Annotated in this window: 11 protein-coding genes, 1 pseudogene and 1 riboswitch; of the genes and pseudogenes, 4 read left to right on the top strand and 8 right to left on the bottom strand. The window is 38.5% G+C overall.

The features are described from left to right. Positions 1–10 precede the first annotated feature (10 nt). Positions 11–2,200, bottom strand: coding sequence for a DNA topoisomerase III (locus tag RCG17_RS17175; protein ID WP_308171351.1), 2,190 nt, complete (start codon positions 2,198–2,200; stop codon positions 11–13). 200 nt (positions 2,201–2,400) lie between these two features. Between RCG17_RS17175 and RCG17_RS17170 the strand changes: the two genes are divergently transcribed. Together RCG17_RS17170 and RCG17_RS17165 are read left to right on the top strand one after the other, a co-directional pair. Next, positions 2,401–3,663: an MDR family MFS transporter gene (locus RCG17_RS17170; protein ID WP_308171350.1), complete on the top strand. Its 1,263-nt coding sequence runs from the start codon at positions 2,401–2,403 to the stop codon at positions 3,661–3,663. Between the two features lie 100 nt (positions 3,664–3,763). After that, the gene (locus tag RCG17_RS17165; protein ID WP_308171349.1) at positions 3,764–4,996 is read left to right on the top strand and encodes an aminopeptidase; all 1,233 of its coding nucleotides are present in this window, start codon (positions 3,764–3,766) and stop codon (positions 4,994–4,996) included. Positions 4,997–5,041: 45 nt separating this feature from the next. Here RCG17_RS17165 and queF read toward each other — a convergent pair. After that, a pseudogene (gene queF, locus RCG17_RS17160) lies at positions 5,042–5,538 on the bottom strand (preQ(1) synthase). Between the two features lie 80 nt (positions 5,539–5,618). Next, a riboswitch (PreQ1 riboswitch) is annotated at positions 5,619–5,665 on the bottom strand. Positions 5,666–5,784: 119 nt separating this feature from the next. Here queF and mscL point away from each other — a divergent pair. Together mscL and RCG17_RS17150 are read left to right on the top strand one after the other, a co-directional pair. Next, positions 5,785–6,180 (top strand): large conductance mechanosensitive channel protein MscL, encoded by a 396-nt coding sequence (gene mscL, locus RCG17_RS17155; protein WP_308171348.1) that lies wholly within the window; start codon positions 5,785–5,787, stop codon positions 6,178–6,180. Between the two features lie 76 nt (positions 6,181–6,256). Further along, the gene (locus RCG17_RS17150) at positions 6,257–6,865 is read left to right on the top strand and encodes a Bax inhibitor-1/YccA family protein (RefSeq protein ID WP_308175871.1); all 609 of its coding nucleotides are present in this window, start codon (positions 6,257–6,259) and stop codon (positions 6,863–6,865) included. A gap of 22 nt (positions 6,866–6,887) precedes the next feature. Here the strand turns inward: RCG17_RS17150 and RCG17_RS17145 are convergent, their stop codons facing one another. The 6 genes from RCG17_RS17145 to RCG17_RS17120 form a co-directional block, all read right to left on the bottom strand. Continuing rightward, entirely contained in the window at positions 6,888–8,216 is a 1,329-nt protein-coding gene (locus tag RCG17_RS17145) for a polysaccharide biosynthesis protein (protein WP_308171347.1), read from the bottom strand. 125 nt (positions 8,217–8,341) lie between these two features. Next, positions 8,342–8,974, bottom strand: a complete 633-nt coding sequence (locus tag RCG17_RS17140; protein ID WP_308171346.1) for a response regulator transcription factor — start codon at positions 8,972–8,974, stop codon at positions 8,342–8,344. Next, positions 8,967–10,013 carry a sensor histidine kinase gene (locus RCG17_RS17135; RefSeq protein WP_308171345.1) on the bottom strand — a complete coding sequence of 349 codons (1,047 nt, stop codon included), beginning with the start codon at positions 10,011–10,013 and terminating at the stop codon, positions 8,967–8,969. Before RCG17_RS17135 ends, RCG17_RS17140 begins: the two co-directional genes overlap by 8 nt. Beyond that, a complete protein-coding gene (liaF, locus tag RCG17_RS17130; protein WP_308171344.1) occupies positions 10,010–10,744 on the bottom strand; it encodes a cell wall-active antibiotics response protein LiaF in 735 nt (244 codons plus the stop codon). The genes RCG17_RS17135 and liaF overlap by 4 nt, the downstream gene beginning before the upstream one ends. Before the next feature lie 77 nt (positions 10,745–10,821). After that, positions 10,822–11,466 carry a PspA/IM30 family protein gene (locus RCG17_RS17125; protein WP_308171343.1) on the bottom strand — a complete coding sequence of 215 codons (645 nt, stop codon included), beginning with the start codon at positions 11,464–11,466 and terminating at the stop codon, positions 10,822–10,824. A gap of 36 nt (positions 11,467–11,502) precedes the next feature. After that, a complete protein-coding gene (locus RCG17_RS17120) occupies positions 11,503–11,847 on the bottom strand; it encodes a lmo0954 family membrane protein (protein WP_308171342.1) in 345 nt (114 codons plus the stop codon). Positions 11,848–11,857 lie beyond the last annotated feature (10 nt).

Here is an 11,857-nt window from a genome sequence, read left to right as displayed (position 1 = left end):
GCTTAATACCTTACTCCAAATTTAACTTCTTTAAGGCATCTGCCAACGCTGTGTTTATTGGCTCTTCTTCCTTGTTTTGGTTTTTCAGATACTTTTGCACCGTACGTTTATCCACTTTACCAGAAGATTCTTTTTTACGTCGCGCTTCGAATGCAGAAAGTTTCTCACGGTATCCACATTTACAAGTGAAAATTTGTCCATCACCTTCGCCGCGAAGCTCCAGTTTTTTATGACACTGCGGACAGCGCGCATTTGTGACTCGCGAAACATTTTTCCGATGTCCGCATTCACGGTCTTGGCAAACAAGCATTTTCCCTTTCTTGCCGTTTACTTCGAGCATTGGTTTTCCACAGTCCGGGCAATTTTTCGTAGAAATATTGTCGTGCTTGTATTTTTTACTGCTTGCCTTAATTTCAGCTACAATTTCTTTGGTATAATTCTTCATCTCACCGATAAACACTTCTTTTTTTAACTTGCCATGAGCAATTTGATCCAGCTTTTGCTCCCACTCTGCTGTCAATACTGGAGATTTTAGCTCTTCGGGAACTAAATCCAGCAATTGACGTCCTTTAGAAGTTAGATAAATATCTTTACCGCGCTTTTCAATTAAAAATGAATTGAATAGCTTGTCAATGATATCAGCACGTGTTGCAACTGTCCCTAAACCGCCCGTTGATTTTAGGGTATCGGCTAGCTGTTTATCCTGGGTCTCCATATACTTCACGGGATTTTCCATTGCTGATAAAAGGCTCGCTTCTGTAAAGCGGGCTGGCGGCTTTGTTTGACCTGATGTTTGTGCGATTAGCTTAACGTTTAGTGTATCGCCTTTTTCAATCCGAGGTAGAATCTGTTCTTTCAGGTCATCACTTTCATCGTCATCTTCCAAGTGATTATTGTAAACTTCTTTCCAACCAACCGATAAAATCGTTTTTCCTCTAGCAACAAAGTTTTCCTCACCAATTTTTGCCCGAAGCGTTAATTGTTCATATTCAAATGCTGGGAGTAAGACAGCCAGGAATCGTTTAATAACTAAGTCATAAATTTTCCGTTCCTTATCTGTAAAAGCTGAATAATTCACGTATCCTTCTGTTGGAATGATGGCATGGTGATCGGACACTTTGCTATCATCGACAAACGATTTAGAAGCCTTAATTGGCTTTTTTAAAATCTTGTTTGTCAGTAAACGATATTCACCCACTCCACACGCTTTAAGACGTTCTGGAATTGTCGGAACAATATCCGATGAGATAAAGCGTGAATCTGTACGGGGATACGTTAATACTTTATGTTGTTCATACAGCTTTTGCATAATATTCAGTGTCTCCTTAGCCGAGTAACCGAATATTTTATTGGCATCACGCTGTAATTCTGTTAAATCATAAAGGCCTGGAGAGAATGACTTCTTCGGCTTTCTTTCAATCTCCGTTACATTAGCATTTTTTGATCCCAATTTTTTCACAATCGCATCAGTAATATCTTTATTAAAGCTGCGGCTGTTCCCTTTTGCATCCTGCCAGGTCAACTTCAATTTATCGGTTGTCTGTGCCTCAATGCCATAATAAGTTTGTGGTTTAAAGTTTTTAATCTCCTCCTCACGTGCTGCAATGATTGCCACAGTAGGAGTTTGGACACGGCCACAGTTGAGTTGTGCGTTAAATCGGGTTGTTAGAGCACGAGTAGCATTGAGCCCGATATACCAGTCAGCTTCTGAGCGGGCAACAGCTGAAAAATAAAGGTCTTCATACGCTTTTCCCGACTTCAAATGATTGAAACCATCTTTAATGGCCTTATCTGTAACAGAAGAAATCCAGAGACGTTTTATCGATTTATTTATTTTTGCTTTTGCAATGATCCAGCGTGCAACTAATTCACCTTCTCGACCGGCATCAGTTGCGATAATAATTTCCCCTACATCGGATCGAAGTAATTGGGTTTTTACTGCATTAAACTGCTTGCCCGTTTGCTTAATAACAACAAGTTTTAACTCATGAGGCAACATTGGTAAGTCTTCTAGTTTCCACGTTTTAAACTTATCATCATAAGCTTCAGGATCGGCAAGGGTAACTAAATGCCCAAGTGCCCATGTAACGATATACTTATCTCCTTCTATAAAACCATTTCCTTTTTTATTACAATTTAATACTCGTGCAATATCCCGAGCAACAGAAGGTTTTTCAGCTAATACAACACTTTTTTTCACTTTATTTAAACACCCTTTCAAAACCACACTTATCCTTAAATATAGCATACATTTTCACAAATTTCAGAGGGGTGAGGATTCAGATACAGAGAATCAGATTTCTATATATTTCCAGCTATAATGTTTCGGCAGAAGTTTATACATAACCTTCCTTCCAATATCACACATTAACTTCTAGCAGATAGAAATGAGGAGAGAAAATGAAGCTTAAAAATTGGGATCAAAACTTAAAGGTCCGCTTAGTTGGGGAATCGATTATGAACATTTCCTACTGGATGTTTTTTCCCTTTCTCACCATTTACTTTTCAGATGAATTTGGAAAAAATAAAGCCGGTTTCTTATTGATTTTCTCTCAAGTATTTTCCGTCCTTGCCAATTTATTGGGCGGGTATTGTGCCGACCGGTTTGGCCGCAAACGAATGCTGGTTCTCTCCTCCATTGGGCAGGGCCTTTCCTTTTTCACCTTTTCTATAGCTGCATCACCTTGGTTTCATTCTCCATGGCTTGGATTTATTGCTTTTACAATAGCCGGCGTATTCGGCTCACTTTATTGGCCGGCAAGTCAAGCAATGGTGGCCGATGTTGTTCCAGAAAAGGATCGAAGTGAAGTATTTGCCGTTTTTTATACCTCTCTTAACATTGCAGTTGTAGTTGGTCCTATAATAGGAGCAATTTTCTTTGAAAGTTACCCATTTGAGCTTTTATTTTTAGCTGCAATCATCTGTCTGATATTAGGCTGGGTTCTTGCAAAAATGCTGCGAGAAACAAAACCTGCTCTGAGGGGTGTTTCTAACCATCAACATGAACATTGGTATTACTTTTTACAAAGACAGCTTAAGGATTATCGGGTCATTATTAAAGATAAGGCTTTCCTTCTCTATATTCTTGCAGGTATTTTAGCAGGTCAGACATTTGTACAGCTTGATTTACTATTTCCTGTTTATATCAAAGATGTTGTTACAACGGAAACCATTTTATCGGCTATTACACTGACGGGTGAGCAAATCTATGGCATCGTTTTAACAGAAAACGGCTTGCTTGTCGCCTTGCTTACTGTTATCGTGACAAAATGGATGGATAAATTATATGAGCGAAACGTATTTATCCTTTCGTCAGGCATCTACGCCGCATCGATTGTTCTCTTTAGTATGGTAAGTTCATTCTGGGGGTTTTTCTGGGCAATGTTCGTTTATACATTCGGGGAATTAACAAGTACAGGTATTCAGCAAAGCTTTGTATCCAAGCTGGCCCCGGTACAAATGAGAGGTCAATACTTTGCTGCCTCTTCCTTGCGCTGGACCTTTAGTAGAATGGTCGCTCCCGTTTTTATTCCGTTGAGTGCCTGGGTAGGTTATAGCTGGACATTTTTTGTTCTAGCATTTCTTTCCATATTGAGTGCTTTATTATATTGGCTTTTGTTTTCTCTATTTGAAAGGAGAAATCTAAGCATGGACCCCGTATAGCACACAAAACCAAGTGCTATTTCAGGCATTTCATTTAGTTTCTTTTTCCAATTAAAAAGGATAAAATATACATTAGTCAGAAAAAAAGGAGGCTTAAGCAATGAGTGATTTTCAAAAGAACTTAGAAAAGTACGCTGAACTTGCCGTCAAGGTGGGCGTTAACGTTCAAAAGGGACAAAAATTAGTCGTTAACGCTACCCTTGACGCTGCTGAATTAGTCCGTCTTGTGGTCAAACAGGCGTATGAGGTTGGCGCAAAGGACGTTGTTGTGAATTGGAATGATGATACTGTATCGCGAACAAAGTATGATCTGGCTCCAGATGAAACGTTTGCTGAATATCCAGAATGGCGTGCAAAGGAAACTGAGGATCTGGCTAGTAAAGGTGCTGCGTTTATGTCCATTATTTCTACAAGCCCCGACCTTTTAAAAGGCGTAAATCCTGAGCGAATTGCTACATATCAAAAAGCTGCGGGAAAGGCATTGGCCAATTACCGCAAAATGATTCAATCCGATAAAGTCAGCTGGACCGTAATTGCTGCAGCGTCACCCTCTTGGGCTGCTAAAGTTTTTCCGAATGAACCTGCTGAAAACCAAGTGTCAAAGCTTTGGAATGCAATTTTTAAAGCAACTCGGGTAGATACTGAGAACCCTGTAGAAGCATGGAAAAAGCACGATGAGAGCCTTCATGAAAAGGTTAATTATTTGAATGAAAAGCATTATGCAAAACTTCATTATAAAGCACCTGGAACCGATTTAACGATTGAGCTGCCTAAAAATCATCTTTGGGTTGGTGCCGGCAGTATTAATGAGCAAGGCAATGAATTCATGGCCAACATGCCAACAGAAGAAGTGTTCACTGTTCCTTTCAAAACCGGAATCAACGGAACAGTCTCAAGCACAAAACCACTTAGTTATGGCGGGAATATTATCGACCGTTTTAGCTTAAAGTTTGAAAATGGCAAAATTGTTGATGTAAAAGCAGAAGAAGGCGAAGAGATTTTACGTCACTTAGTTGAAACGGATGAGGGTTCACATTACCTAGGCGAGGTTGCGCTTGTTCCTTATAACTCACCAATCTCGAGGTCCAATATTCTTTTCTTTAATACATTATTTGATGAAAATGCCTCTAATCATTTGGCTATTGGCAGTGCGTATGCATTTTGTATTGAAGGCGGCAAAAAAATGTCTTCGGATGAATTAAAAGAGAACGGCCTAAATGAAAGCATCACCCATGTTGATTTCATGATAGGTTCTGAACAAATGGACATTGATGGAATCACCGCTGACGGCAAAACAGAAGCGATCTTCAGAGGTGGAAACTGGGCATTTTAAAAAAAATGAGAGGATGAACCTGAACGGTTGCATCCTCTTATTTTTTTACCTGTTATCAATTTTCTCTGGGTATAAATCATGGTTCATTAAACGATATTCCGCCATTTGCTCAAACTTTGTTCCTGGTCTGCCGTAGTTGCAATATGGATCGATTGAAATCCCGCCGCGCGGTGTGAATTTTCCCCAAACTTCAATATATCTTGGGTCCATCAATTTAATAAGGTCATTCATGATAATGTTGACACAGTCTTCGTGAAAATCACCATGGTTTCTAAAGCTAAAAAGGTATAGCTTTAACGACTTGCTCTCCACCATTTTTTGATCAGGAATGTAGCTGATATAAATGGTGGCAAAATCAGGCTGGCCGCTTTTGGACAAAGGCTTGTAAACTCAGGAAAGTTGAATTTAACAAAATAGTCTCGGTTTGGATGCTTATTATCAAAAGCCTCTAATACATCTGGAGTATATTCAAAAAGATACTTTGTTCCTTGATTTCCTAATAAGGTAACGCCATTTAATTCTTCATCTGTTCGTCCTGCCATATTAATAAATCCTCCTTTTATGATCCCTATTTTAATACAGAAATAAAAAACCATATCCTAAGGATATGGTTGAGTATGCCATTTCCATAGTTTTTTATAGAGGGTGTTCGCTATGAACCTCTGTTTACATAACAGTAACTATAGAAAAAATACGAATAACTGTCAACTAGCACTTTTTTCAAAAAGTTGAATTTGCCTTTATAACAAGATAAAATAATCTTTTAGAGATAGATAGGAGGAGAATTCATGTGGAATGAATTTAAACAGTTCGCTTTAAAGGGAAATGTACTCGATCTTGCTATTGGTGTTATTATCGGCGGTGCGTTTGGAAAAATTGTTACTTCCCTCGTACAAGATGTACTAATGCCGCTGATCGGTTTGCTGCTGGGCGGAGTTAAATTCACCAATCTTAGTATTAAATTTGGAAATGAAGCATTAAAATATGGCCTTTTTCTCCAGTCAGTCGTTGATTTCTTTATCATCTCTTTTTCCATTTTCTTATTTGTAAAACTTATCAATCGTTTTAAACGAAAAGAAGAAATAAAGGAAGAAATAACAAAAACAGAAACGCAAGAAGCACTCTTAATGGAAATCAGAGATTTACTTAAAGAAGATATTTTAAGAAAAAATGAAACATCCTGACAAGTCTTTCGTATATATCAGGTAAGAACTTTAAATGAGGTGACTAAAATTGTATACACAAACTTCCAGTGAGTACATGCCTTCCGTTTTACGGGTCTTTGCACTTTCGCTTGGTTTTTCATTCATAGGAACATTAGCTGGTGCATATGTACCTGCGAGCCTTTTTTTACCATTGTCGATTTTAGAGCTGGTCATGCTGGTGGCAGCGTTCTTTCTAAGACGGAGAAAGGCCGTCTCCTATTCTTTCCTTTATATTTTTACCTTTATTTCCGGGATTACCCTTTACCCGATAGTAGCCCATTATTTAGCTACTGCAGGCGCAAATACGGTAATTATGGCATTTGGTACGACGACAACAGTTTTTACTGGAATTTCCATTTACGCTTCTAAAACCAAAAGAAACTTTTCATATTTAGGCGGATTTTTAATGGCTGCCCTGCTCGCAATGGTGGCTATTTCAATTTTTAATATCTTTTGGCCTTTAAGTTCAATGGGAATGCTGGCGTATTCTTTTATCGGTGTTATGGTCTTTAGCGGATATATCTTATTTGACATTAATCAAATGAAGCGCTATGGAGTAAGCGCCGAAAATGTACCACTCATGGCTTTAAGCCTCTATTTGGATTTCATCAACCTATTTATTAGTATCCTTCGTATTTTTGGAATTCTTTCTAAAAATGACTAAAAGGACCGATTCGGTCCTTTTTTCATTGTGTTTTATGAACAAAGCCTTTCATAAACATCGAAACCCTAATCTTTTTACAAACGGTTAAATAGTTCATGAACGCAAGCAGTACTGCCTCCACATTCATGCCCACAATAACCCCGTTCATCCTCCATTCTGGAATAGCTCCAAGCCAAAGAATGACTGAATAGGATACAATGGTTGCCCACACTGTTTGGATAAATATATCCTTAAATAATCCTAGTCCGATTAAAAAGGCCTGCATCGGTATGATGAAAAAGTAAAATAAAAAGCATGGCCATAACATTTGCAAATATCCCGCTGCCGTTGAGGAATGAAAGAACAACGAGGTTAACGGCCGGGCTAGAACATAAAATACAGCTACTGCTGGTACACCATAAAGAAAGGTAAATTTCATAACCTGATTCAGCATTTTTTGCAGCGTTCCATAATCTTTAGAAGAATAGGCTTTCGAAACCGCCGGTATCAGGACGGTCATTAAAGAGTGTGCAAGAAAGGCGGGGAAAAAGCCGATTGTTAACGCCACCCCGGCAAGCATTCCATATTGCTCCGTAGCAATTGTTGAAGACATTCCTGAACGGATCAAGGCCTGTTTAATCATAAACGGTTGAATCGCATTGGTGATCGCTGAAAATAAGCGCATCATGGTCGTCGGAATGGATATAGCCATCAGGCTTTTTCGTACTACCTGACGATTTATGTTTGAAAATGGCTGCCGTTTGATCTGCTGAAATTGTGTAATAAAGGTAAAGATTAAATAAGCAAAAACAACAATTTCACTTCCGATAAATGTCGCAATTGCGATTAAAACAGACGATTTCACATCAAATTGGAAAAGGCGGAACACAAAGAATAATATCGCCAATTGAAATATTTTTCGAAAAAAATTGGAAATGGCGATCTTCCCCATCTGTTGTTTCCCCATAAAATATCCTCTTGCCACCGCAGTAAAACAAATGACTGGAATCAACAGGATCACAAGCCATCTTGTATAAGGATGGTAGGCATCAAATACAGGAACAAATGGGATCACTCCTGTCGTCATGATAAAGAGAACAGATGTAAATACAATCGCAATCATAATTGCATGATGAAGGATGCTTCGGTGATACCTTCCATCTTTTTCAGCAATAAATTTGGAGATGGAAACCTGAAGTTCAAAGCTCGAAAGCAGGACGATTAGATAAATGGAAGGGAGGATTGACATATAAAGCCCTAGCCCATGCTTACCTAACTCCCTTGCAAGAATCATGTTAATTATGAACTCAATACTTTCTCCTAAAAAAGCTGAAACCGCTAGAAAGAATACACCCTTATATAATGTAGCCACTTGTCTTTAGTCTCCTTTGTAAAGAACTTACTTTATAAAGGTATGAGACAAGCCAGACGATTATTAGTGAAAAGTTTATTAGCAAAATAAAAAAGAGCTCCAAAGCTCTTTTTAAAAAAAGATAGCTATTCTATCAGGGAATGCTTAAACGCATAAATAACAGCCTGTGTACGGTCTTGAACCTGCAGTTTACTTAAGATATTGCTGACATGAGTTTTCACTGTTTTTAGCGCGATAAACAGCTGATCAGCAATTTCTTGATTTGATTTCCCTTCGGCCATTAAAAGTAAAATTTCCATCTCTCGGCTCGTGAGTTCATCATGAAGGAAATGCTGATTTCTTTGACGCATTTTCATCATCATTTTTCCGGTGACTTCAGGCTCAAGGACTGATTGGCCATGGTATGTATTGCGAACAGCATCAGCAATCTCGCTTGCCTTAGAGGTCTTTAACATATAACTTGTCGCTCCCGCTTCAAGTGCAGGATAAACCTTTTCATCATCCAAGAAACTTGTGACAATGATAATCTTTGCCTCCGGCCATTTTTCGATGATTCTTCTTGTTGTCTCAATTCCATCCATTTCCTTCATCACAAGATCCATGAGAATAATATCAGGTTTAAGGTCCAAAGCTAACTCCACACCTGTCTTTCCATCTCCTGCTTCCCCAACAACTTCAATATCCGGCTGCGCAGACAGATAGGCAGAAACACCAATTCTCACCATTTCATGGTCATCCACGAATACAACTCTAATCATTTGCAACATCCCCGTTCTTTACTAATGGAACTTTTACTTCTAACCTTGTTCCGTTCTCTTTCACACTAACAATCTTTAAGGTACCGCCTATTTCAAGGGCGCGCTCCTGCATATTTTGCATTCCATATGAACCGGCTTTTGTTTCATCTGTTTGAAACCCGATCCCATCATCAACAATACGCATGATAACCAGATCATTTCGTTTGATTAATAAAACGTCAAGACTCGTTGCTTTAGCATGTCTGAGCGTATTCGATACAGATTCTTGCAGGATTCTAAATAGGTGATCTTCAACACCTTTTTCCAATGGAAAGTCTTCTATTTTCCAACTTATGTTCATTGATACTTTTTGAGACAATTCAGTAAGCAATTCTTCAATTCCTTCCTGCAGCGACTTATTTTTTAAGGCGACAGGTCGTAAATGCAGAAGAAGTGCCCGCATCTCAAGCTGTGACTGGTGGATCATTGCTTCAACCATTTTTAGTTGTTTCGACTCACGGTCATCAGATTGTGCTTTTGTTTCATTAATGGCTGACATCATCATCGAAGCCGCAAAGAGCTGTTGACTTACCGAGTCATGTAATTCGCGAGCAAGTCGATTTCTTTCCTGTGAGATGATTTCTTGAATTCTTGGCTCCTGTTTTTCTACCTTTTCTGTTGCCAGACGCTGCGTGCGCTTTGCTTGTTCCGAAATTTGTTTACTAATTTTTGTAATTCGTGCAGCGATCGATTGAATTTCATCTAATGCCGGTATATCTTCCCTTTCCAATAGCTTGCCTTCTTCAAGCCCGTGCAGTGCTTCATCAACAAACTGCAATTGTCTTTTCCAAAAGAGGCCCGATATAACACCAATAATAAGACCAATGACAATACTGAAAGCTGGTATAAATATAACAATAGGGATATCCATAAAATGCCGATTCCACAAATCGGCCCAATTTGATAGCGGAAAGACAATAAAATAAGCAACCGATAATAGACATGAAATTAAAAAGGAAAAACCGGCGCACCATACCATTTGACGTTGGATCGTATTCATATCCGGCTCACCTCGATATTTCCGACGATCAGTGATGTAAAGATTTTTACTTTTCGCTCTGCCTTTTCGTATTCAAGTGTTTTTAAATGGTATACTTTATTAAAAATTTTTGGATCCTTAAAGTCAAAAATAGTTGTCGACCCGGCAAGAACGGAATGATGGATACTAACCTCCATCTCATATGGAACTAATATATGAATATTTCCAATAATATTCCGTATGAAGATCACCGTTTCCCCTTTTGGAAAAACAGTATAGCTAAGGTCAATCATCGTATCACCAACACCTGCCTGGATGTTAATATCATCCCACTCATAGACTTCTGCAGGAGTTTTTTGCTGCCCGAAAAGCACATTTTCCAGTAATGGTTTGGACTGAACAGTCGTTTCTTCTTCAAGGAGCTTTTTGAGTTCACTCAAAACGGGTGAAACTTTTTTGGGCTTCTTCTTTGATGTGACATATTGAATAAATAAGTGAAGTAAAACTGCCAGTAGAAGAAATTTGAAGGTTATCATATTAAAGATGCTGGCACATAAAAAGAAAATACCAAACCAAAATAGGAATCTCCCTTTCTTTTTGGCTCTTCTCTTCCGTCCTGCATAAATCATAACTGAGGATAAAATAAGTGAGAAAATAAGCCCCCGATTGAAGAATAGGATTTCGAGCAGAAGGACAATACCGCCGATAAAAATGATCCAGCCAACATAATCACTTTTCATATTTTTCAACATTCGGGAACCCTCCTTTTTTTAAAAATGGCCAAAAGGCGTAGAGATTACGCCCTTTTTTAGCATACCATTTTTCATTGTTAAATGGACTTGGTTTCTGCGATTTTCATTTCTTTTTCTAGTTCTGCAATCCGACCATCGATTGTGCTGTGGTAATAAGAGCGGTTTACTTGATCCTCAAGACGGTCAAGATAGATTTCAATCTCCTGGAAACGAGAGAATGGTTTATTTGTAGCAGTGTTAGTCTCTAACACCTGGTTCATTCGGTGCTGGGCCCTGGTAACATTTTCACGTCCCATTAATTCCAACCGACGGATGTGCATATCTTTTAATTTATGTTTCATTTCTGTATATTTTCTTTCCAGCTCCTCAAGCTGATTCTTTGTTTGCTCCAAAGCTTTACTCAAATGCTCGGCACGTTCTGCATACTGTCTGTGCTCTGCTTCTGCAAATTCATGAAGAGCTGTTTCTTCTGCTTTTGCTGCAATCTCCGCTTGATATTTTCTTTTTGCGGCTAATTCAATAGCTTCTTGGTGTTCCTTTGAAAATTGTTCCTGCAACGCATATTGGCGTTCTATTAATGTTTTTACCTTTTCTGTTTCCTTCTCGCACTGGCGAAGATAGTGATTAAGCATTGAGATTGGATTTTGTTTTTCCTTTTGGTCAAGTGCTTGATGTAAATCAGCAGAAATCATATCCTTTAATCTTGTCAAAAAGTTTGTCATTGTTATCCCTCTCCTTTTTTACTACTCTTTAGGTTATTAATGTTTTAATTCATTCCATTGTTTTTCAAAATTAATAAATGGATCATTATCATCTTTTTTGAAAGTGGTTTTCGAGCCATTCCATTTTTTATAGACCAAATAGAGAACAACTGCAGCAGCAACGCCAATTAGGGCAGGTAGATTATGAAGGGTACCTAGCAGAACGAATATTCCAAGGAATGCAAACCCAACCTTTGCCTTTTTTGTTTCTGCTTTTAGGAACTGTTTTACGATAAAATAAAGAACTACCGAACATACTGCAAGCCCCACTAGTGGTCCAATTGTAGCCAACAGCACGATGCTTGCAATACCTCCTGCTAAAAGCAAACCAAATTTTTTCATTTTCGTTTCC

It is taken from the genome of Neobacillus sp. PS3-12 (assembly GCF_030915385.1).
GTDB lineage: Bacteria > Bacillota > Bacilli > Bacillales > Cytobacillaceae > JAEVLT01.
Note: the sequence above shows the minus strand (reverse complement) of the source record. Positions and strands in the feature narration are given on the sequence as shown.